This is a genomic window from Sphingobium sp. FG58 (genome assembly GCF_057809055.1).
Window position 1 is genome coordinate 130,921 of sequence record NZ_JBMDJF010000008.1, and the last position, 20,612, is coordinate 151,532.

Consider the following 20,612-nt stretch of genomic DNA (forward strand, 5'->3'; position numbering starts at 1 on the left):
CGAACGATCAGAGACCCACGACTGCGGGCAGGCAACCGATATGGGGAATTTCGACGTCGCGATAGAAGGGGTTGGACGGCTCATGCCCCCGGCCCACAAATACGCGGCAGCCAAAATGCAGGTCGGTCGCCGTATTCTGGTCATAGCGGAAACTGGAGGAGACGTGCATCATATCCTCCGGATTCGCGCCCAGCTGATCGAACATATATTCGAACGCCTGCATCCGCGGCTTGTAGGCCTGCGCCATCTGCGCGGTATAGACCGCATGGAAGGGTGCGCCCAGCATCCCGACATTATGATGGATCTGGTCGTTCATCGCGTTGGACAGGATGACGAGCGGAATCTTGTCGCCAATCTTGGACAGGCCACCGGCGACATCGTCATGCGGACCCCAGGTCGGCACAGCGTTGTAAACAGCGTCCGCGTCTGCCTCATTATAAGCCACACCCCACTTCTCGCACGTCCGGCGCAGCGAGTTGCGGATGATCTCCTGATAGGGTTCCCATGGCCCCATCACCTGGTCGAAGCGATAGGCGCTCCAGTCCTTGCAAAAGGCGGGCAGTTTTTCCGCGTCGATACGATCGGCCATGAAGGCGGTCGCCATCTCGGTCATGCGGAAACGGGTGAGCGTGCCATAACAGTCGAAGCTGATATATTTAGGCCGGAAATTGGGCATCGGCTGATCGTCCTTTGCGGGTTCTTAACGGTCGGCCTGTTGGCCATGTGACTGCCATATTACGACATGGGCGCACCGGAACATGAAGCCCATTTCTGCGGGTGCGGACGCATATATGGGGCTTTTATCGCTACCCTTTCGGCATAGATTGCCGCGCCCTCAATAGCCACGGTCGCGCGCGACTTCGCCTTCCATCGGCGCGCCCGATTGGTGGCGGCGGATATTGGCGATCAGCGCGCGTGCCGCGCTGTCCGCGCGGGTCATGCTGGCGACATGAGGGGTCATGATGATGCGCGGATGCGCCCAGAAAGCATGGCCTTGGGGCAGCGGTTCGGGATCGAACACGTCCAGTACCGCGCCCGACAGATGCCCATCGTCCAGCAGAGACAGCAGATCCTGCTCCACCAGATGTCCGCCCCGCCCGACATTGATCAGGCCCGCTCCGCGCGGCAGCTGCGCCAGCGTCGCCCGGCACAAAATGCCGCGCGTCTCGTCCGTCAGCGGCAGCAGGCAAATCAGGATATCGCAGCCTGACAGGAAAGTCGGCAACGCCGCCTCGCCCGCAAAACAATCGACGCCCTCCACCGCATGGGCCGACCGGCTCCACCCCGACAGCGGAAAGCCGAACGGCCGCAATGCCCCCAGCACCGCCTGCCCCAGATTGCCCAGCCCCATCACGCCGATGCGGCGCTGGCTGGCTGGCGTCAGCTTGATCGGCGACCAGCGCCCTTCGCGCTGCGCGATCCCATGGTCGATCAGATTACGATGCAACGCCAGCACCGCCATAGTGACATATTCGACCATGCCCTGCGCAATCCCCGGCTCGATCATCCGCACGACACGGACATGGGGCGGCAGGCGGGACATATCGAACTGGTCGATCCCCGCACCGATCGAAAACAGTATCTCCAGCGCGGGCAGGGTGGCGATCAGGTCGGCTGACGGATTCCACGCGGCCAGATAGCGGATCGTGGCGGGGTCAGCTGCGTCGGCTGGATCGGCAAAGCCGATATCGCCCGCCTCAGCCCCAAAAATTTCGCGCCAGATGCGGCCACGTTCTGGGTCGGAGGTATAGAGCAGGGTCATGACACAGACTTTCGGGCGGGAGCTTGGCGGCGGGCGCGCTGAGCCTGCCACCACATGAGAGGACCGGAAACAGCAAGCGCCGCCAGCGCCAGCGCGACGATCAGCAGCAGCGCCTTACCAACAGCGCCAAAGGCATCGCCCGCATGAAGCGGCAGAACGGTTATCCATAGCGCCTTGTTATTATCCGCACGGATTGCGCTAATAATACGCGGCTGCGCCAGCGTCACGATGACACGATGGATCGCGCGCGCATTACGCTCCGGCGCATGGAAATTGACGATCAGCCGGTCGCCGTCGATCCGCAGGTCACGCAGCGCAGCTTCGGGAAAGGCGGTCTGCGCTAGCACCAAACTGCGGTCGATCGCCGCGGCCGATGCGGCCGACGGCGTACTGGCCGCGCCGCTGCCCAATAATTCCGGCACCGCCAGCAACGGGCCTGTCGTCGCCATGAACAGCAGGATCGCGCTCAGCACGACGCCAGCCGTGCGGTGGCATTGGCGCAGCACCAATCGGGGCGACAATGTCCAGCGTATCTCCAGCGCCTTGCCCATCTTGCCGCGCTTGGGCCACCAATAGGCCAGCCCGCTCACGACCATTGTCAGCAAAGCTATGCCGTTCAGCACGATCACCGCCATGCCGACCTTGCCTGTCATCAACCGATAATGGATCTGCAATGCCGCCTCGACCGGAAAGGCAAACACACTGCCGGACCGCATCACCGCGCCGCCCGCCGGATCGACCGACGCATAGCGCACCGCGCCGTCACGATTGCCCAGTTGCGCGAACCAGGTCGCGCCGTCCGCGTCGGGCGCGAACAGACGTGTTACCGCAAAGCCCGCCGCGGACCGGTTCGCCTGCACCACCGCCGCGCCGACAGAAATCTCCGGCTCCGCGCCGCCGCTGGTCATCGCCACGGGATCGATCAACCGCGCCAACGGCCCGCGATAGACCAGCATCGCGCCGCTCAGCGCCTGCACCAGCAGAAACGCCGCCATGGTCAGGCCGATGATCCGGTGCAGGCGCAACATCAGCGCGCGGTTCATGGGGTATCCCTCTGCAACGAAAAAGGCCGCTGACGACAGGAGAAGAAATGTCGCCAGCGGCCCTGAAAGAGGAGGCGCGAACGCCTCCCCGGCACCTGTTTAGAAGTTGAACGTGCCGCGCACCGTGAAGGAACGGGGCGTGCCAGGCTGCACCCACAGGGCTGCATAGGAACTGGCATAATATTTCTTGTCGAACAGATTATCGACATTGGCCGACAGCTTGAACTGGTCGTTGATCGTGACAGATCCCATCAGCTTGGCGATGGTGTAGCTGGGCAGGAAGAATTTTGTCGCCGTCTCGCCCAGGCGCTTGCCGACATGGCTGACGCCACCACCCAGCATCGCTTCATGACCGCCGATCGAAAAATTCTTGAACAGCAGGATATTGCCCTGATGCTTGGGAATATTGATCAGCGGATCGCCCTTCAGGATCGGCAGGCCGAAATTGGGGTCGAACACGTTGGTGGCCCAGCCCGCATCGATATAGGCATAGGTCAGGAACAGCTCGAACCCCGCTGGCAACTTGGCGTTGACGTCAAACTCCACGCCCTTGCTGTCGGCTGCGCCCACTGGCTTGGAGAAACCGGGATTGCCTGGATCGGTGGACAGAACATTGGTCTTTTTCATCTTGTAGAGCGACAATGTGCTGGTCAGGCGTCCGTCGGGCGTCACAAACTTGGCGCCCACTTCATAGGATGTGCTGATTTCCGGATCGAATGGCTGGCCATTGGCACCGACGCCGCTGTTCGGGCGGAAACCCTTACCATAGCTGGCGTAGAAGGACAGGCTGCTGGTCGGCTCGATCACCAAACCGGCCATCGGGCTGAACTTGGTATAGGCTTTTTTCGGATTAGTGCCGTTCAGGCGCAGGTCGATATTCTGGCTGAAATCGTCATAACGGCCACCAAAGCGCACCTTGAGCCATTCTGCGATTTCAATCTGGTCCTGGGCGTAGATGCCCCAGGCCTTCTGAACCTCGGTGGCGTTCTGGATCACGGCCGTCGGGATGGGGGCCGGGATGGTGTAACTGGGATTGAAGATGTCGATCGAATAGCTCTGGTCGGCCGCCGTTGGCCGGTAGCGTGTCTGGAAATAGTCGATCTTGAACCGATCATAGTCGGCGCCCACACGGATATTATGGACGATCGACCCAGTTTCCAGCTTTCCACTGATTTCACCGCGGAACACCATATAAGTGGTGCTGTAATCGCGATACCGGCGCTGGCGCGAAAGTGTGCGACCGTCATTATCGAGCATCTGACGACTTAGCACCAGTTCCGGGTCGCTGGAATAGCCTTTGAATGTCGTATCCCTGTAGCCCGCGCCCAGCATCAACGTCCAGTCATTGCCGAATTCATGCTGATATTGCGCCTGATGCCCCAACACTTCGACTTTGGTTGGGCCATCATTGGGGTTGCTTAGGTAGCGGGTGTTGGGAATTGCGCCGAGTTTGTAGTTGATAGTTCCATTGGCCTGAACAGTCGGGATGGCAACGACGCCGCGCTCGAATGGCACGTCCTGCTTCACATATTCCAGCTCGTACGTGAAGATATCCTGTTCGGACAGCTTCGCCAGGAAGGATGGGTTCAGCACATATTTGCGTGTTTCCACCGTATCGCGAAAGCTTTCGGCATCTTCGACCGCGCCGGTCAGGCGGATCGCAACCGTGTCGGTGATGGGCAGATTATAGTCGCCCTCGACCCGGTAGGTGTTCCATTTGCCGCCCGCGATCGAAAAGCTGCCGCCTTCCTTGAAGGTTGGCTTCTTGCTGACGATGTTGATCGTGCCGCCTGGTTCACCGCGCCCGAACAGTGCCGAGTTCGGACCTTTGAGTACTTCGATGCGCTCCACATTCGATGCGTCACGCGGACCACCATAACCACGGCCCCCGTTAAAGCCGTTGACCAGGAAGCCGCTTGGAAAATTCTCGTCGCCGGCAAAGCCACGGATTGCGAAGCTGTCCCACAGGCCGCCAAAATTATTCTGCTTGGAAATGCCGCTGGCCAGTTCCAGCGCGGTGTCCAGCCGGGTAATGTTCAAATCATCCAGCAGCTTGCCTTCCAGAAACTGGACCGCCTGCGGGATTTCCTTGACCGGCGTGTCGCCAAAATATTGGCGCTTCAGGCCCGTGACGACGATGTCGCTGGATTCGGCGGAGGGTGCCTGCGCGATCGCGGCAGACGGCAGTGCGATGACGGCGGTGCTGGCGATCAGCGCCAGGCGGATGTTGGATGATGGTCGCATGATGAAATCCCCTTAAAAAATCGCTGTTCCGAACGTCCTGCGAAGTGGGGACCGGCTGGTCTTTTTATGTCCGGTGCGGACTGTTGGTCCTGTCATCGGGTGCCGGGCCACGGGGTGCTTGTTTCACCTCTTCTTGAGTTCGAGGCTAGGATGAGTTCCAGAAATATTCCGTCAAACTTGGCTCATAGGACGGCGCAAAATTGTGAATCGGTGATCGTTACGGCATTAAAATGCTGCGCCCGATTTTCGCAGCAAAGACGGCGAAATCCCCCGGAAATGGCGGCCTCCGTAACGGAAGCCGCCATGTGACCCCGTTACAGATATTTCAGCCACCATATGTCCTTGCGCCGTTGTTTCAGCTGCGCGAACCAGCGGGTGGGAAAGTAAAGCGGCAGGATCAACAGCGCGACCCAGATCCATACGGTGGACAGATTATCGACCCCGAACACCGTCCCTTTGGTCGGCCCGTAGAGGACGAGCGCGATATTATAGATCAGCTTCAGCACATAGAGATGCAGGATATAATAGAACATCGGCGCCCCGCCCAGCAGCGCCAGATGCGGCATGACCGCGCTGTCCTCATATGTCTCGAACAGGGCTAGCAGCAGGCAGCCAGCGCCCACGGTCGGCATCAGGAACAGTAGGGACGGCGGATATTTTGTCAGGGCCAGAAAGCTCATCACCGTGCGCAACGGTGTTTCCGCGACGAACCAGGGCTTGTCGCCGTAAAAATTGAGATAGCGGATCGCAACGAAACCCAGGATCAGCCCCAGTCCCAGCTTGACGAGACGGCGGATGCGCCGCTGCGGATCGCTGCCCTTGGCAAACCACGGCCCGCAGGCATAACCCAGCAGGATGACGCCGATCCACGGCAGCACCGGATAGGTGGTCTTGATCGCCGCGCCGCCAAATTCGATCAGCGACCGCTGGTGCAGGATCGCCCAGGCGACATAGCCCGGCTGGTCCGCGGTCAGCCGAATGGGATCGAGCAGATTATGCAGGCAGACGATCGCCAGCCCCACGCCAAATTGCGCGGCCCGCGGCAAATGCAACAGCGCCGCCAGCGCGACCATCGAAATGCCGATCGCCCAGATCACCTGCAACCAGATAGCCGTGGGGGGAAATGCGGGCGCCTGGGTCGGCCAAGCATAGCCGACAACGGTCATTTCCAGAAAGATCAGGAACAGTCCGCGCTTGAGCAGAAATTCGGACACCTGACCCTTGCTGTGCGACTGGCCATAGAGCCAGGCCGACAGGCCGGTCAGCGCGACGAAGGTCGGCGCGCAGAAGGTCGACAGCAGCCGTGTGAAAAACAGCCCCGGATCGGTCGTGTTGGCATCGACCGGATCGGTGACCTGCAAATGCAGGAAAAATGTCTCGCGCACATGATCGACCAGCATGAACAGCATGACAAGGCCGCGCAGCGCGTCGATGGCGATCAGTCGCGTGCGCGCCTTGGCCGCCGCGACCGGCGAGGTGGCACTTGGGCCGAAGGCGGTGGGGGGCGCGTGGCCCGCAATGCTGCTCATAGTCTGTCCCTCTATCCTCTGCTTCACGCGCCCTTGGGCTGGAAGAGATCCTTGTAGAAACCGGCGGTTTTTACCGTCACGGTTACGGGCGTGTCGCCCTTGTTGCGCCAGTACCAGCCATGGGTGCCGGCAAAAGGCGCGGTGAAACTACCTTGCGCCCCGGTCTGTTCGCGCTCTTCCCAATAGCTGGTGAATTCACCCTCGGCGGCATTGGGCTTCTCGCCATGCATATCGACCTTCACCGGCCCGCCGGTGGTGGTCCAGCTGAACACGAAACTGTCGCCCGCCTGCATATGCGCCTTCACCTCTTGTCCGCTATGCGGCTCCAGGGTGATGGTCATGCTGTCCTGCCGCAGCGTGCCGGTGCGCGCGATGCTCGCGCCTGTCGGCAGCGCCGGTGCAGCCGCGGTCCGTACGGCGACAGCAGCTTGCGGCGCATCCGCCTTGGCCGCGACCATGCCAGTCAGGCCCAGCGCGCCGCCGACTCCCGTAGGGTCAATGCCATATTCGGCCGGCAGCACGAACAGGGTCAGGATCGCCACGGCGGCGATCGCCGCGCCACCGGTCGCCTTGGCCAGCGTGGCAGGCGACGGGGTGATGCGGGTGGGAAGCGCAGATGCTGTCATGTCATGCCCCTTGCGTAAAATAACCGGCCAGCTGAAAGCCGACCAGGACGAAACCCGCCGTCATCAGTGCGGCATTGGCGAAAATGGCGGAGCGCTGGAAATTGCCGCTCATGCGCCACAGATTCATCAGCAGCAGGATGATCGCCAGCGCCATGAACTGGCCCAGCTCGACCCCGACGTTGAAGCTAATGAGATTATATATCATTCCTTCCTTCGCGAGTGTCAACTCCTGCAATTTGGTCGCCAGACCAAAGCCATGGAAGAAACCGAAGATCAGCACCGCCGCCTTGGGATTGGGCGCTATGCCAAACCAGGTGCGGAACCCGTCCAGATTGTCGATCGCCTTATAGACCACCGACAGGCCGATGATCGCGTCGATCAGAAAGGGGTTGGCGCGAATGTCGAGCAATACGCCCAGCAGCAAAGTCGTGCTGTGGCCGATCGCGAACAAGGTTACGTAAGCGCCGACATCCTTCATCCGGTAGAGGAAGAAAATGACCCCTGCCAGAAACAGCAGATGGTCATAGCCGGTGACCATATGTTTGGCCCCAAGATACATGTACGGGATGATATTGACGCCCGACGCGCCTTCTATGAAGGCCTTGTCATTCTCATCGACGCCATGGGCCATCGCCGCCTGACTGAGCAGCGCAAACAGCAACGATACCAGCAGCAGCGCGACCCGCCGCACGCCTGGAGAGAGAGACGGGGGGAGGGTCGCGTTGCGCATCGGCTGTGTTCCTTATTTCGCCTGGAAGGTTGCGAAAATCTTGTTGCCGCTCTTGTCGACCAGCGCGACGACGAGCTTGGCCCCCTTGGCGGTCTTGAAGCCCGGTGCAGTCAGCTTGTTGCCGCCTGCCGGTTTCAACGCTGCCTCGGTCTTGGCCCCGGCGACGCTCTGGGTCAGCTTGGCGGTATAGCCCGCTGCTGCCAGCGGTTCATCCTCCTCGCTCAGATAGACGTCGACGCCCTTTGGCCCAGCGACCAGTTCCATCATCGTCTCACCCGACATCTGGACGAGGCCGCCATGCTGCGGCTTCATGCTGCCATGGGCGTGCAGCATGGCGGGCGCCGCGATCAGGGCGAGTGCGGCGATGTCGGTGCGGAAAAAAGCGGTGTTCATGACATGGTTCTCCCTGGAAAGGCGGATCATTCGGGCAGATGCGGCAGGACGAAGGACAGCGACGCGCGATGTTCGACATGGTCGACCTTCGTCTTGTCGTCTGCCGGGCCGACATAAATGCCCATCAGCACGTTCAGACCCTGATTGCGCAGCGTGATGGTCGCTGTACCGTCAGCGCCCGTCTTGACCGCGGCTTCGTCGGGATCATTGACATAATCGGTCATGACCGTGACGCCCGCCATCGGCTTGCCCTGATAGAGGGCGCGCACCTTCATCGGCTGGCCCATTTTCTGCGGGATGGCGGGATCGACCGGAACGATCTGCAGCATATGCCCTGGGATCATCGGCAGCGCCTTGGTCGGCACCTGCGTCAGATGGACGGCATATTTCCAATTATGTTCGGCTAGTGCCGCCGTCGGCACCTCGTCACGGCCCTTATTATGCCATTCTCCATCGGGCGTCCGGCTCCACAGGCCATAATCCATGACCGCCGCGACGATCGTGACAGGCTCGTCGCTGTCCACTACTGGAATTGCGCCAGCCGCACGCAGCGAGGTCATCACCGGCGCGCCATCGGCATCATAGCCAGCGACGGACTTGATCATCGGTAGCCGCTTGACCGCATCCAGATCGTCCGCGCCGACCCCGTAGATCAGGGCAATCTGGCGCGCGCGCTGGGCGAACCAGATGCCGTGCGCACTGGCAGGAACGGTGGCGGCGATCAGAGTGGCAGCGGTAACGGCGGCAGTCACCATAGGAGCGAAACGCATAGGGAAGTTCCTCGACAAAGGGGGCCAATTCCTGGGTTGAGGCTATGATGACCGCGCGAACGAAAATTCCGAATACGTCATATGGGCGACGCGAAAATGTCAAAAAGAGAGGGCCGGAGGAGCGATCTGCTTCTCCGACCCTTTTTGCCCTGCATGAGGGATAGTCAAATTCATCAGTTCGCCCTGAGCTTGTCGAAGGGCCGTACTTCTTGAGAAGAAGGACAAGGCTTCGACAGGCTCAGCCCGAACGGTTACAGGTGAGTGAGTTAAGCAAAGGTCCCCTGTCCATCAGGCGTCGGCAAATTCCACCGAATTGACGATATGCGCCTGGGTATATTCCAGCAGCCCCGCTTCGCCCAGTTCCGCGCCCAGGCCGGACTGTTTCACGCCCCGGAACGGGATGTTGGCGTCGATCGCCAGATGCTGGTTGACCCACACCGTGCCGCTGTCGATCTTCATCGCGACCGCCGTGGCGCGGGCCAGATCCTTGCCCCACACCGTGCCGCCCAGCCCGTAATCGCTGTCGTTGGCGCGTGCGATCACATCGTCGATATCGTCATATTTCAGCACCGGCAGCACGGGGCCGAACTGCTCTTCACGCACCAATGGCGCATCATCGTCCAGATCGCGCACGATCGTGGGTGCAATGAAATAGCCCGCCCGGTCGAGCGGCGCGCCACCGGTCATCACCGTGCCGCGGGTGCGCGCATCTTCGATCAGGGCGTTGACCTTGTCGAACTGCATCTTGTTCTGCACCGGGCCGATCGTCGTCCCTTGCTTGGCCCCGTCGTCGACGATCGCTTCATTGGCGAGCTTGGCCAGCTCATCGCAAAATTCGTCATACATCGGGGTGGGGACATAGGCGCGCTTGATCGCGACGCAGATCTGCCCGGCATTGGTCATCGCTCCCTGATAGACTTTCTTCGCCGCCTGCTTGGCGTCGACATCGTCCAGCACGATCGCTGCGTCATTGCCGCCCAGTTCCAGCGTCACCCGCTTCACCGTACCCGCCGACGATGCCATCACCTTCTTGCCGGTTGCGGTCGATCCGGTGAAGGCGACCTTGGCAATATCGGGATGGCCGGTGATCAGGGCGCCCAGCTCATTCTGGTCGCACACGATGTTGAACACGCCTGGCGGCAGGATCGCCTGTGCCAGCTCGCCGAACAGCAATGTGGTCAGCGGCGTTGTCGGCGCGGGCTTGGCGATCATCGTATTACCGGTGACCAGCGCCGGACCCAGCTTGTTCATCAGCAGGATCATCGGGAAATTCCATGGCGTGATCGACGCGACCACGCCCAGCGGGGTACGATGTTCGACAACGCGGTTGCCGCCTTCGTCCTTCAGCACTTTGGGTTCGATCCGCATCGCGCCAAAACCGCGCAGCGTGAACACACTGCCCATAATCTCATAACCGGCCTGATCCAGCGGCTTGCCCTGTTCGGCGGTCAGCAGGCTGGCAAATTCCCCAATTCGCGCTTCCAGCGCGTCGGCAAGCTTATTGACCAGTGCGGCCCGTTCATCGACCGGCAGCGCCGACCATGCGGGCAGCGCGCGCTTGGCGGCGGCAACAGCGCGCTCCAGCAGCGCCTCGTCGGCCTTGGGTGCGGATGCAAAGGCAGCGCCCGTCGCGGGGTTCACCACGTCGAACATGCTGACGCCCGGCACCAGTTCGCCGTCGATCAACAGGCGGTATTCATGATCCATTATCGCTCTCCTTGACTGCAAATCCTGATTCGGAACGGCTTTGGCTATCGCTTTGTGCGCTGCTAGCCTGTAGCATGTATTTGTGCGCCTGTGATACAATTTTGGCAAGAGGATAAAGGCAGCGATGAAACAGGGGGCGGATCTTCGTGGGCTGGTCGGTTATCAGATCCAGCGCGCACATCTGGTGATCGACACGGACGCGCGCGCCGCAATGGCCGCGCATGACCTGTCGCCTGCCAAGCTGACCGCGCTCATCCTGATCCGTGACAATCCTGGCTGCGACCAGACTGCGCTGGGCAGGGCGCTCAGTATCAACCGGTCGAGCGCGATGAAGCTGGTCAACATATTGGCAGAACGCGGCCTGGTCGAAAGGCGGCCGGGGCGAGACTTGCGGACCAATGCGCTGTGGCTGACGTCCGATGGTCAGGCGCAGGTGCCGGTCATGGTGGATGCGCTGCGCGTGTCGGACGCCCGAATGACGGCACGGCTGAGCGCGGAGGAAGTCCGCACGCTTAGTGCTTTGCTTCGCAAACTCGGCCCCGCGCCGCGCGCCGCTAGCACCGACTAAAGGACGGGGCAGCGCAAAAGCGGTTGCGCAAATTGTATCACAGGCGCACAATATCAGCGTCAGGGAGGGGCTGATTCGACCCGCTTCCATGACCTGATTTCTGGGGAGAGATACGCTTGACCGACATGATCGACCTCGACCGGCCCGCATCGTCCATGGCCGCCCCGTCGCTCGACCGGTTATTGCGGCCCCGCTCCGTCGCCATCGTCGGCGCGTCGGACAAGCCGGGCGCTTTGGGCGCATCGGTGCTGGCCAATCTGGTGCGGCAGGGCTTTGCCGGGGCCATCCATCTGGTCAATCCCAAGCGTTCCGAGATTGGTGGCCGTCCCTGCGTCGCCTCGGTCGATGACCTGCCCGAAGGTGTCGATGTCGCTGTCCTTGCCATCCCGCGTGCAGGCGTGCTGGATACGATGCGCGGCCTGGCTCGTCGTCATGTCGGCGCGGCGGTGATCTTTTCAGCAGGCTTTGCCGAGGACGGGCCGCAGGGACTGGCCGACCAGCAGGAAATCGCCCGCATCGCCCGCGACGCCGGGATGGTGGTCGAAGGGCCAAATTGCCTGGGCCTCGTCAATTTCCGCGACAATGTCTCGTTGACCTTCATCGAAATGCCCGAAGCAAAGGCGCAGGGCGACCGCCGCGTTGGCATCGTCTCGCAATCGGGCGCGATGGCCGCAGTGCTGGCAACGACGATGATCCATCGCGACGTCCCTTTGAGCTGCTACATTTCCACCGGCAATGAAGCCGCCAGCGGGATCGAGGATTATCTGACCCATTTGGTCGATGAACCCGAAACCATGGTCATCGCCATGATCGCCGAACATATCCGCGACCCCGCCCGCTTCCTCGCCGCTGCCCGCGCGGCACGGGCTGCAGGCAAGCAGGTCGTGCTGCTCCATCCCGGCCGCAGTGCGGCGGGTGCGGCCAGCGCCGCCACCCACACCGGCGCGATGGCGGGCGATCATGCCGTCATGGCCGTCCATGTCGAACGCGCCGGCGTCATCCTGGTCGACTCGCTCGAAGAATTGGGCGACGTCGCCGAAATGCTGACCCGCAATGCGTCGATCGGCACGGGCGGCACCGGCGTCATCGCCGAATCCGGCGCGTTCAAGGCGATGATGCTCGACCTGTCCGAAGCGGTCGCGCTCGACTTGCCGACCCTGTCCGATGCCGACAGCCCGGCGCTGCGCGCGGCGCTGCCCGATTTCGTCCCCGTCACCAACCCGCTTGACGTCACGGCGCAGGGGCTGGTCGATCCCGGCCTCTATGGCCGCACGCTTGCCGCGCTGGTCGATGATCCGCGCATCGCCACCATCCTGCTGACCCTGATCCAGACCGACACCGGCACATCCCACATCAAATTCGCCGCCGTGCTGGACGCTCTCGCCAGCCTGCGTCCCGACAAGCCGATCATCGTTGGCGGCGTCGATGAAGGCGGCGGCGTGTTCGCGGACGACCTTTCCGCCCTGCGCCAGGCAGGCGTGACCTATCTGCCCACCGCCGAACGCGCCGTTCGCGCGCTCGCCCGGATCAGCGCCGCTGCCGCGCGCGATTTCACGACAGCCCCGCTGGATGCTGCGCCGATCGCCGATCTGGCGCAGGTCGGCCACTCCATCCCCGAATATCGGTCCAAGGCGATCATGGCGGACCACGGCATCGCCTTCCCGCGCTTCGCCATGGCGCAGAGCGTGGATGAGGCGATCGCCGCCGCCGATACGCTGGGCTATCCCGTTGTTCTCAAAGCCCAATCACCAGACCTGCCGCACAAAAGCGACGCCGGCGGTGTCATCATCAACCTCAAGAATAGCGATGAACTGGCCGAAGGCTGGCACCGCCTCGCCGCCAATATCGCCGCGTCCCGCCCCGGTCTGGTGCTGGACGGCGTGCTGGTGGAGGGGATGGCGGATAAGGGTGTCGAACTCATTGTCGGCGCGCGCAATGATCCGCACTGGGGCGCGACCATCCTGGTCGGTTTCGGCGGCGTCGCGGCGGAATTGCTGCACGACGTTTGTCTGCTTCCAGCCGACCTGCCGCGCGACGCTATCATCGCCCGCATCCGCACGCTGCGCATGGCCCCCTTGCTTGACGGGTTCCGCGGTGCGCCGATCATGGACATCGGCGCAGTCGCCGACGTGGTCCAGCGCCTCGGCCGCATGGTCGCCGCCACCCCCGCTATCCGCGAGGTCGATCTCAACCCGGTGATCGTCTATCCCGAAGGACAGGGCGCGCTGGCGCTCGACGCGCTGATTTCGCTTTAAGTTACCTCCGTTCGTTTCGAGCCCTTCGACTGCCCGCCTACGGCAGGCGCTCAGGATAAACTACGTCGAGAAACGCCAAGCACTCCGCTCAAAGCTTCTCGCCTTCGCTCGAAGCGAACGGCTGATGGTGCATTTCAGGTCAGCGCATAATAGCGCAGCACATTGCCATCCGCGCGCCGCTCGCCCACGCCGATGAACACATGTTTGGTCAGCCAGTCATGCTTGCCGACCGGACATTCAAAGGTTGGATTGCCACGCAGATAATAGTCTTGCTGCTCCACCGGTTGCCCTTCGCCAAAGGCCCAGTCGCGCAACTTCGCCATCGTGTCGGGCTTGCGCCCCCACAGGAAACCGCGATTGTTGAGCAGGATCAGCGTGCCATCCTCCTCCTCCAGCATATAGCGTGCGTCGAACACCGCGACATCGTCGGGTCGGAAATAGGCATAGTCGCCGCCCGATCCCGGCACCGCCTTGCCCTTGATCCGTGGCCCCTCAAACGTCCCGCCATCGACATAGACGGCGCTGCGATTGCCCCCCATCGGCGTATTCACGATGGTCTGCACCCGCGGAAATTGCAGCCGCACCTCCATCGCAAATTCCAGCCGTGGATTATCCAGCGTCGAAAACAGATTTTCCATTATCCAAGCTCCAATGTTCCACCATCGACAAACAGATTTGCCGCTGTAATAAAACTCGCCTCATCCGATGCCAGAAACAGCACCGCGCGCGCCACTTCGTCCGCCCGGCCCATCCGCTTCATCGGCACCGCCTCGATCATCATCTCGCGCATCGCCACGACATCCGCGTCGCTCATCCCCGGATTGCGATGCAGCAGCGGCGTCTCGATCGGGCCGGGGCTGACCAGATTGACGCGAATACCCTCGCCCACCAATTCGCCCGCAATCACCTTCATTGCGGCATAGAGCCCGCCCTTGGCCGCGGCATAGGCCGTGTTCCCAGGCACGAAGGCATGACCGCCGATCGATCCGGTCGCGACGATCGACCCGCCCCGGCGCATCAGCTTCAGCGCCTTCTGGATCGCAAATACGCAGCCGCGCAGATTGACGCCATGGACATGGTCCCAGTCTGCGGGCGTCAGGTCGCGAAAGGGCGCGAAACCGCCGACGCCTGCATTGACGAACAGCGTGTCGATCCGCCCGTCCTGCGCCGCCATGTCGGCCATGACCGCGTCCATCGCGTCCAGATCGGCAATGTCCGCGCGATAGCCCTTCGCGCCGGGGATGCCTGCCACCGCCGCGTCGATCGTCGCCTGATCGCGCCCGGTCAACCGCACGATCGCGCCCTCGGCTGCAAAGGCCTGCGCGCTGGCGAGGCCAATACCGCTATTGCCACCGACGACCAGAACGATTTTGTCGCTGAACCGCATGTCGCTCTCCGTCAAAAGGGGGAATTGGGATTGGGGCTGTCGGCCGGCACATCCTGCACCACATCCCAATGTTCGGCGATCAGGCCGTTTTCGACGCGGAAAATGTCGATGACGGCAAATCCCGGATCGCCCGGCCGCCGCCGGACATGATAATGGACGATGACATGGTCATCCTCGACAAAGCAGCGCTTGATGTCATGCACGGCGTCCGGGTTTTCCCCACGCACCTGCCGCAAAAATGCCTTGAGCGGCTCCGTCCCGGTATCGACCCACTGGTTATGCTGGATATAATCGGGGGCCAGATAGCGGTCCACCGCGTCGGCATCCATGGGTTTTAGCACATGGTCGAACATCGCCATGACCAGTTTGAGATTGCGCTCTTCCTGCTCGGTGCGGGCCATATCATCCTCTTCCCATCTTTTTGCTGGCGTTTGATCGTCCTTTGCCCTTACGATAACGATCGTTATTAATAAGGCAAGCGGGCAGGGGAAAAATCGCCGCCCGGAAAGCAGGAGAGGCCAATATGAACCGCGCCGATTATGAGCGTTACGCGCACGCCTTCAACAATCGCGATTATGACACGGTGTTCGATTTCTATGCGCCGGGCGCGACGATCCAGTTCTTTGGCGTCGATCTTGGCACGCGCGAGGCGTTCAAGCGCTTCTACGGCTTTCTCCATGCCCATGTCATCGAAACCCTGACGATTGAGCGCTTCGCCGCCAGCGAAGAGCTGGTCGCGCTGGAAGGCATCATCCGGGTGGAGGCAACCCAGGACCTGACCGCTGAGGCTTTGCACGAGCAGGGGCTGGATCAGTTCGTCCCGATCAAAAAAGGCGAGGTGCAGGAGATGCGCCAATATATCCATTATCATGTCGCCAACGACCGCTTCACCAGCGTCGGCTGCGCGATCGTCCCTGCCTGAGAGTTTGTCTTTCCCCATGCCCGGCTTGACTTGCGGCCCGGCAAATGTCCTATCGGATAGCCATGTCGAACAGTTCTGCGCCCAAAAGCCCGACCGCACCGCGCAAGTCGCCCCGGTCCCGTGCTGACGAAGTCAGCCAGTCCGATACGCTGCACCGCATATTGCGGCTGGCCAATAAATTGATGGCGCCCTTCTCCACCTATCTGGAGCATCGCTACAAGATCAGCCTCAATGAATTTCGCCTGCTGATGCTGATCGGCCGCTTCCCCAATTCCGCCAGCCACGAACTGGCGGAGATGACCGGGGTGAACCCGATGAGCGTTTCCCGCGCTGTCGCCGCCCTGCAAAAACATGGCCGCATCACGGTGGAGCGCGACGCCAGCAACAAGCGGCGCAAGACGCTGGTGCTGACCGACGAAGGCCAGCGTCTCTATCTGCTGATGCGTCCCCAGACCGACAAGGTCGCCGATTATCTGGTGTCGGGACTGGAAGCGGCGCAGGTCGATACGCTCAACCATTTCCTCGACACGCTGGTCGATACGCTCGAAGCCAAGGACGAGGCAGGCAATAGCCGCTTCCTCGAATCCACCCGCCCCGACGACGAAGAGGTTTAGAAATTATCTAAACTCCGTTCGCCCTGAGTAGGGACTGAGCCCTTCGACTGCCTGCTTGCAGCAGGCGCTCAGGATAAACTTCACCGAAGGTGAAGTCGAAGGCCCGTATCGAAGGGTTGCGTCCAATTGCAGTCCTTCGATACGCCATTTCGACAAGCTCAACGGCTACTCAGGACGAACGGTGCTTCCACTTCGCGCACCCATCGCAATGCTCGTCACCCACATGATGACGAACGCCCCCCCCAACACGCCGACCAGCGGCAGTACCGTAAAAGACGGCAACAGCGACACAACCCCGCTCGCCAGCGCCGTGATCGCCAGTTGCAGCGTGCCCAGCAATCCCGCCGCCGCGCCCGCCCCGCCCGCCGCAGCATCCAACGCCGAAATCGCCGCCGGGGTCAGGATCAGGCCCGCGATCGCGAACAACAGCATCGAATAAAGCTGGAACAGCAACAACGGCATGGCCTGCCGCGTCGCCACCAGCGCAATCACTGCCGTGGCGGCAATCGCAATACTCGCAACGCTCAGTACCAGCCGCCGCGCGCCAAGGCGCTGCATCAAGCCCGGCGCAAACTGGGTCGCGATGATCGACGTCACGGCGTTCAGCGCCAGCAACAGGCTATACTCATGCGCGCTCAGGGCAAAGCCGATGCTGAACACAAAGGGCGCTGCGGTCACAAAGGCGAAGGGGATGGTCGTCGCCAACCCCGCGACCAGCGTCCAGCCGACAAAGGCTGGGGTCGCCAGCAGCTGGCCATAGGATATCAGCATCGACTGGCGCGTCACCCTTCGCTCCGATGGCAGCGATTCGGGCAGGAATAGCAACACCGCGACGATCGCCACGAGGCCGCCGCACGCCAGCAACCCGAACAGCCCGCGCCAGCTTGTCAGCTGCAATAAATAGCTTCCTGCCAGCGGGGCCAGCACCGGCGAAATGCCGATCACCAGAAAGGTGAACGCCATCAGCTGCGCGGCGCGATGGCCGCTATGCCGGTCGCGGATCATGGCCCGCACGCTCGACGTCCCCGCACACGCGCCCATGCCCTGAAGGAAGCGAAACGCGATCAGCTGCTCCAGACTGGTCGCCAGCGCGCATGCCATTGACGCAGCGATGAACAGCGCCAGCCCGCCAATCAGCGGCCAGCGTCGCCCAAACCGGTCGCCCAGCGTGCCGAGCGGGATCTGCGCCAGTGCCAGCCCCAGGAAAAAGGCCGATAAAGTCCGCTGCACTGCGCCACTATCGGCTGCCAGCTCGCGCGCCATGCCGGGCATGGCGGGCAGATAGAGATCGATCGCCAGGGGACCAAGCGACGACAGAAAGCCAAAGCCGATCCCCAGCAACAGGCTGGGCTGCGTGCGTTCCCCGGCCGTTATCCGGCTCGCATCGGTCATAAATATCCGCACCCTCTTCCCATTTAATAACGATCGTTACATTTATCATAGGGCTGGCGCAAGCGGGCAGGATCGCCTAATTGTGTCGTCAGCATACAATATCGCCATGGCGGCAGCACGGCGCGACAGGAGAGGATGAATATGGCCATCGCCACCCTGCCAGCGGATGACCCGCGCAGCATCATGGCCAACAGCCCGATGCGCCTGCCGCAGATCGTCGCGATCGCTGTCTGCTTCCTCTTGAACGCGCTCGATGGTTTCGACGTGCTGGCGGTGACCTTCGCCGCGCCGGGCATTGCGAAGGACTGGGCGATCGGGCCGGGCGCGATCGGCATCATCGTCTCGACCGGCCTTGTCGGCATGGTCATCGGATCGCTGACGCTGGGGCAACTGGCCGACCGTATCGGCCGCCGCCGCCAGATATTGCTCTGCCTTGGCATCATGACGGTCGGCATGTTCGCGTCCGCCTTTGCCACCGGGGTCGTGTCGCTGGGCCTGCTGCGTGCGCTCACCGGACTGGGGCTGGGGGCGATGCTGGCTGCGATCAACGCCATGTCGGCGGAGTTTGCCAACCGTCGCCGCCGCGATCTGGCGGTCAGCATCATGGCGGCGGGTTATCCGGTTGGCGGCATCATCGGCGGCTGGGGCGCGGCGCAATTGCTACGGACGCAGGGGTGGGAGGCGATCTTCCTGTTCGGCGGCGTCGCCACGCTCATCATGGTACCGCTGGTGCTGGCCTGCCTGCCCGAATCGATCGGCTGGCTGGCGACGCGCGGGGGGCCGGATGCGCTGGCGCGGATCAACGCGATATTGCGACGGCTTGGCCAGCCGCAGGCGGCGCAACTGGTGGCGCTCAACGAACCCAAAGCATCGATGCGGTCCCTGTTCGCTGACCGTTACCGCGTCACCACCATCGCGCTGATCGTCATGTACGGCCTGCACATGATGACCTTCTATTATGCGCTTGGCTGGGCGCCATCGCTGGTCGTGGCGCTGGGGTTCGATCCGTCGCGCGCGACGATCGTGTCGGTGTTCATGAATTCGGGCGGCGCGATCGGCGGGCTGATGCTGGGCCTGCTTTCGCCCCGCCTTGGCCTGCGCCCGCTCGTCATCTTTGGCCTCGCTGGCGCAGCGGTGGCGGTCGCCGCCTTCGGTGCCGTACCGCCCGAACTGGTCCTGCTTCAGGGCGCGGCGTTCATCCTGGGTTTCCTGTCCAACGGCTCGGTGGTTGGCCTCTATGCGCTCATCGCTAACGTTTATCCCACCACCCTGCGCGCGACGGGTACTGGCGCGGTGATCGGCTTCGGCCGCTTCGGCGCGGCCTTTGGTCCCTTCGCGGCGGGGCAATTGCTAGCGGCAGGGGCAGGGCGAGGCACCACCTCGCTGTTGCTGGCGCTGGGGTCAGGCATCGCCGCGCTGGTCCTGCTGGCCTCCCGCATCCGTCCCTCGGATGAGAATTAGTCCCGCCGCACCGTCACCTCGACCCCCGCCAGCCCGCGGGTCAGCGCGAAAGGCTTGTCCACGCTGATCCGCGCCTCGACCACGCAGGCAAAGTCCAGGCAGCGCTCGCCCAGCTTCTGCGCGAATGTCTCGATCAGCGGAATATGGACCAGCGCCAGATCCTCGGCCGCCTGCGCGACCTTGCGATAGTCGACCGTGTCGCCAATCCCGTCCACCCGGTCGGCGGACAGGAGCAGATCGACCGAGATCACCAGCGGCTGGCGACGGCCGATCTCGTCGGGATTGATGCCGATGTCAGCCAGCAGGGGCAGGTCGCGCACCTTCACGCGGGTGGTGCAGATCGTTTCAGGCATCTTGGCTCCTTTCGGCTGCCAGCACGGTGTTGCTGAGCAGGCAGGCGATGGTCATGGGTCCGACCCCGCCCGGCACCGGCGTCACCGCCTTGGCATGGTCGAGTTCATGGGTAGCGCAATCGCCGATAATATGCGTGCTATTGTCGGCTTGGGTGACGCGATTAATGCCGACGTCGATCACGATCGCGCCGGGCCGGACCCAATAGCCCCGCACCAGATGCGGCGCACCTGCGGCCGCGACGATGATGTCCGCCTTGCGCGCAATGTCGGGCAGGTGCAGCGTTTCGATATGGGTGACGGTAACCGTCGCCTCCCGCTCCAGCAACAGCATGGCGACCGGCTTGCCCACAATATTCGACTTGCCGATCACAACGGCGTTCAACCCGCGATAATCGTCGATCACGCTGTCGAGCAGCTTCATGATCCCCAATGGCGTACATGGCACCAGCCCGCCGGTCCCGGTGGACAATCGCCCGACATTGACCGGATGGAACCCGTCCACATCCTTGGCCGGATCGATCCGGTCCAGCACCAGCGCCGCATCGATCCCGGCGGGCAGCGGCAGCTGGATCAATATGCCATGCACCGCCGCATCGGCATTCAGCGCGTCGATCAGCGCCAGCAGATCGGCCTGCGGGCAATCGACCGGCAGCCGATGTTCGATGGACCTGATCCCCACGCGCCGACATTCGCTGATCTTGCGGCGCACATAGACATGGCTCGCCGGATCATCGCCAACCAGCACGACCGCCAGGGCGGGCGGCTGGCCGGTCCGTTCGACCAGCGCCGCCACCCGCGCGGCGGTCTCGTCCGACAGGGCGCGCGCCATCGCGCGCCCGTCAATGACCTGCGCCAT

The 20,612-nt window shown here is 62.4% G+C and carries 21 protein-coding genes; 5 read left to right on the top strand and 16 right to left on the bottom strand.

Annotated features, from left to right (window positions below):
• Window positions 1-7: 7 nt before the first annotated feature.
• The 10 genes from ACODR8_RS12095 to ACODR8_RS12140 form a co-directional block, all read right to left on the bottom strand.
• Window positions 8-676, bottom strand: coding sequence for a haloacid dehalogenase type II (locus ACODR8_RS12095; protein WP_119746574.1), 669 nt, complete (start codon window positions 674-676; stop codon window positions 8-10).
• 159 nt (window positions 677-835) lie between these two features.
• On the bottom strand, window positions 836-1,762 hold the full coding sequence (locus tag ACODR8_RS12100; protein WP_489007468.1) for a 2-hydroxyacid dehydrogenase: 927 nt from the start codon (window positions 1,760-1,762) through the stop codon (window positions 836-838).
• A complete protein-coding gene (locus ACODR8_RS12105) occupies window positions 1,759-2,805 on the bottom strand; it encodes a PepSY-associated TM helix domain-containing protein (protein WP_489007469.1) in 1,047 nt (348 codons plus the stop codon). The genes ACODR8_RS12100 and ACODR8_RS12105 overlap by 4 nt, the downstream gene beginning before the upstream one ends.
• 99 nt (window positions 2,806-2,904) lie before the next feature.
• Window positions 2,905-5,049, bottom strand: a complete 2,145-nt coding sequence (locus ACODR8_RS12110; RefSeq protein ID WP_489007470.1) for a TonB-dependent siderophore receptor — start codon at window positions 5,047-5,049, stop codon at window positions 2,905-2,907.
• A 314-nt stretch (window positions 5,050-5,363) separates the two neighbouring features.
• A complete protein-coding gene (locus tag ACODR8_RS12115; protein WP_489007471.1) occupies window positions 5,364-6,578 on the bottom strand; it encodes an acetyltransferase domain-containing protein in 1,215 nt (404 codons plus the stop codon).
• A 23-nt stretch (window positions 6,579-6,601) separates the two neighbouring features.
• Window positions 6,602-7,204: a hypothetical protein gene (locus tag ACODR8_RS12120; protein WP_489007472.1), complete on the bottom strand. Its 603-nt coding sequence runs from the start codon at window positions 7,202-7,204 to the stop codon at window positions 6,602-6,604.
• Between the two features lies 1 nt (window position 7,205).
• Window positions 7,206-7,934: a HupE/UreJ family protein gene (locus ACODR8_RS12125; protein ID WP_489007473.1), complete on the bottom strand. Its 729-nt coding sequence runs from the start codon at window positions 7,932-7,934 to the stop codon at window positions 7,206-7,208.
• Window positions 7,935-7,946: 12 nt separating this feature from the next.
• Complete coding sequence (locus ACODR8_RS12130; protein ID WP_489007474.1) at window positions 7,947-8,327, bottom strand: hypothetical protein; 381 nt, start codon at window positions 8,325-8,327, stop codon at window positions 7,947-7,949.
• Between the two features lie 26 nt (window positions 8,328-8,353).
• Window positions 8,354-9,097, bottom strand: a complete 744-nt coding sequence (locus ACODR8_RS12135; protein WP_489007475.1) for a DUF4198 domain-containing protein — start codon at window positions 9,095-9,097, stop codon at window positions 8,354-8,356.
• Window positions 9,098-9,385: 288 nt separating this feature from the next.
• Window positions 9,386-10,804, bottom strand: a complete 1,419-nt coding sequence (locus tag ACODR8_RS12140) for an aldehyde dehydrogenase family protein (RefSeq protein WP_489007476.1) — start codon at window positions 10,802-10,804, stop codon at window positions 9,386-9,388.
• 124 nt (window positions 10,805-10,928) lie between these two features.
• Between ACODR8_RS12140 and ACODR8_RS12145 the strand changes: the two genes are divergently transcribed.
• Window positions 10,929-11,372 (top strand): MarR family winged helix-turn-helix transcriptional regulator, encoded by a 444-nt coding sequence (locus ACODR8_RS12145; RefSeq protein WP_489007477.1) that lies wholly within the window; start codon window positions 10,929-10,931, stop codon window positions 11,370-11,372.
• Between the two features lie 125 nt (window positions 11,373-11,497).
• Window positions 11,498-13,627: an acetate--CoA ligase family protein gene (locus ACODR8_RS12150; RefSeq protein ID WP_489007508.1), complete on the top strand. Its 2,130-nt coding sequence runs from the start codon at window positions 11,498-11,500 to the stop codon at window positions 13,625-13,627.
• 134 nt (window positions 13,628-13,761) lie between these two features.
• On the opposite strand, the gene ACODR8_RS12155 is transcribed toward ACODR8_RS12150, so the two are convergent.
• The 3 genes from ACODR8_RS12155 to ACODR8_RS12165 are packed head-to-tail and all read right to left on the bottom strand — an operon-like array spanning window position 13,762 to window position 15,415.
• Window positions 13,762-14,265 carry a DUF3237 domain-containing protein gene (locus ACODR8_RS12155; RefSeq protein WP_489007478.1) on the bottom strand — a complete coding sequence of 168 codons (504 nt, stop codon included), beginning with the start codon at window positions 14,263-14,265 and terminating at the stop codon, window positions 13,762-13,764.
• Window positions 14,265-15,014, bottom strand: coding sequence for an SDR family oxidoreductase (locus ACODR8_RS12160; protein WP_489007479.1), 750 nt, complete (start codon window positions 15,012-15,014; stop codon window positions 14,265-14,267). Before ACODR8_RS12160 ends, ACODR8_RS12155 begins: the two co-directional genes overlap by 1 nt.
• Window positions 15,015-15,025: 11 nt before the next feature.
• The gene (locus ACODR8_RS12165; RefSeq protein ID WP_017181847.1) at window positions 15,026-15,415 is read right to left on the bottom strand and encodes a nuclear transport factor 2 family protein; all 390 of its coding nucleotides are present in this window, start codon (window positions 15,413-15,415) and stop codon (window positions 15,026-15,028) included.
• A gap of 122 nt (window positions 15,416-15,537) precedes the next feature.
• On the opposite strand from ACODR8_RS12165, the gene ACODR8_RS12170 reads away from it, so the two are divergent.
• Window positions 15,538-15,936, top strand: coding sequence for a nuclear transport factor 2 family protein (locus tag ACODR8_RS12170; RefSeq protein WP_489007480.1), 399 nt, complete (start codon window positions 15,538-15,540; stop codon window positions 15,934-15,936).
• Window positions 15,937-15,998: 62 nt separating this feature from the next.
• Window positions 15,999-16,550 carry a MarR family winged helix-turn-helix transcriptional regulator gene (locus tag ACODR8_RS12175; protein ID WP_489007481.1) on the top strand — a complete coding sequence of 184 codons (552 nt, stop codon included), beginning with the start codon at window positions 15,999-16,001 and terminating at the stop codon, window positions 16,548-16,550.
• 165 nt (window positions 16,551-16,715) lie between these two features.
• Here the strand turns inward: ACODR8_RS12175 and ACODR8_RS12180 are convergent, their stop codons facing one another.
• On the bottom strand, window positions 16,716-17,942 hold the full coding sequence (locus tag ACODR8_RS12180) for a multidrug effflux MFS transporter (RefSeq protein ID WP_489007482.1): 1,227 nt from the start codon (window positions 17,940-17,942) through the stop codon (window positions 16,716-16,718).
• Window positions 17,943-18,083: 141 nt separating this feature from the next.
• Here ACODR8_RS12180 and ACODR8_RS12185 point away from each other — a divergent pair, with 141 nt between their 5' ends.
• Complete coding sequence (locus ACODR8_RS12185) at window positions 18,084-19,403, top strand: MFS transporter (RefSeq protein WP_489007483.1); 1,320 nt, start codon at window positions 18,084-18,086, stop codon at window positions 19,401-19,403.
• Here the strand turns inward: ACODR8_RS12185 and ACODR8_RS12190 are convergent.
• Window positions 19,400-19,756: a dihydroneopterin aldolase gene (locus tag ACODR8_RS12190; RefSeq protein ID WP_294134076.1), complete on the bottom strand. Its 357-nt coding sequence runs from the start codon at window positions 19,754-19,756 to the stop codon at window positions 19,400-19,402. The two genes, ACODR8_RS12185 and ACODR8_RS12190, sit on opposite strands and share 4 nt — an antisense overlap.
• A complete protein-coding gene (locus tag ACODR8_RS12195; protein WP_489007484.1) occupies window positions 19,749-20,612 on the bottom strand; it encodes a bifunctional 5,10-methylenetetrahydrofolate dehydrogenase/5,10-methenyltetrahydrofolate cyclohydrolase in 864 nt (287 codons plus the stop codon). Before ACODR8_RS12195 ends, ACODR8_RS12190 begins: the two co-directional genes overlap by 8 nt.

Excerpts from the sequence above, each read along its gene's own strand:
- ACODR8_RS12165 (WP_017181847.1), bottom strand. The coding sequence starts at position 15,415 with ATGGCCCGCACCGAGCAGGAAGAGCGCAATCTCAAACTGGTCATGGCG.
- ACODR8_RS12135 (WP_489007475.1), bottom strand. The coding sequence starts at position 9,097 with ATGCGTTTCGCTCCTATGGTGACTGCCGCCGTTACCGCTGCCACTCTG.
- ACODR8_RS12185 (WP_489007483.1), top strand. The coding sequence starts at position 18,084 with ATGGCCATCGCCACCCTGCCAGCGGATGACCCGCGCAGCATCATGGCC.
- ACODR8_RS12150 (WP_489007508.1), top strand. The coding sequence starts at position 11,498 with ATGATCGACCTCGACCGGCCCGCATCGTCCATGGCCGCCCCGTCGCTC.
- ACODR8_RS12125 (WP_489007473.1), bottom strand. The coding sequence starts at position 7,934 with ATGCGCAACGCGACCCTCCCCCCGTCTCTCTCTCCAGGCGTGCGGCGG.
- ACODR8_RS12105 (WP_489007469.1), bottom strand. The coding sequence starts at position 2,805 with ATGAACCGCGCGCTGATGTTGCGCCTGCACCGGATCATCGGCCTGACC.
- ACODR8_RS12180 (WP_489007482.1), bottom strand. The coding sequence starts at position 17,942 with ATGACCGATGCGAGCCGGATAACGGCCGGGGAACGCACGCAGCCCAGC.
- ACODR8_RS12145 (WP_489007477.1), top strand. The coding sequence starts at position 10,929 with ATGAAACAGGGGGCGGATCTTCGTGGGCTGGTCGGTTATCAGATCCAG.
- ACODR8_RS12195 (WP_489007484.1), bottom strand. The coding sequence starts at position 20,612 with ATGGCGCAGGTCATTGACGGGCGCGCGATGGCGCGCGCCCTGTCGGAC.
- ACODR8_RS12170 (WP_489007480.1), top strand. The coding sequence starts at position 15,538 with ATGAACCGCGCCGATTATGAGCGTTACGCGCACGCCTTCAACAATCGC.
- ACODR8_RS12115 (WP_489007471.1), bottom strand. The coding sequence starts at position 6,578 with ATGAGCAGCATTGCGGGCCACGCGCCCCCCACCGCCTTCGGCCCAAGT.
- ACODR8_RS12130 (WP_489007474.1), bottom strand. The coding sequence starts at position 8,327 with ATGAACACCGCTTTTTTCCGCACCGACATCGCCGCACTCGCCCTGATC.
- ACODR8_RS12100 (WP_489007468.1), bottom strand. The coding sequence starts at position 1,762 with ATGACCCTGCTCTATACCTCCGACCCAGAACGTGGCCGCATCTGGCGC.
- ACODR8_RS12155 (WP_489007478.1), bottom strand. The coding sequence starts at position 14,265 with ATGGAAAATCTGTTTTCGACGCTGGATAATCCACGGCTGGAATTTGCG.
- ACODR8_RS12095 (WP_119746574.1), bottom strand. The coding sequence starts at position 676 with ATGCCCAATTTCCGGCCTAAATATATCAGCTTCGACTGTTATGGCACG.
- ACODR8_RS12110 (WP_489007470.1), bottom strand. The coding sequence starts at position 5,049 with ATGCGACCATCATCCAACATCCGCCTGGCGCTGATCGCCAGCACCGCC.
- ACODR8_RS12120 (WP_489007472.1), bottom strand. The coding sequence starts at position 7,204 with ATGACAGCATCTGCGCTTCCCACCCGCATCACCCCGTCGCCTGCCACG.
- ACODR8_RS12190 (WP_294134076.1), bottom strand. The coding sequence starts at position 19,756 with ATGCCTGAAACGATCTGCACCACCCGCGTGAAGGTGCGCGACCTGCCC.
- ACODR8_RS12140 (WP_489007476.1), bottom strand. The coding sequence starts at position 10,804 with ATGGATCATGAATACCGCCTGTTGATCGACGGCGAACTGGTGCCGGGC.
- ACODR8_RS12175 (WP_489007481.1), top strand. The coding sequence starts at position 15,999 with ATGTCGAACAGTTCTGCGCCCAAAAGCCCGACCGCACCGCGCAAGTCG.
- ACODR8_RS12160 (WP_489007479.1), bottom strand. The coding sequence starts at position 15,014 with ATGCGGTTCAGCGACAAAATCGTTCTGGTCGTCGGTGGCAATAGCGGT.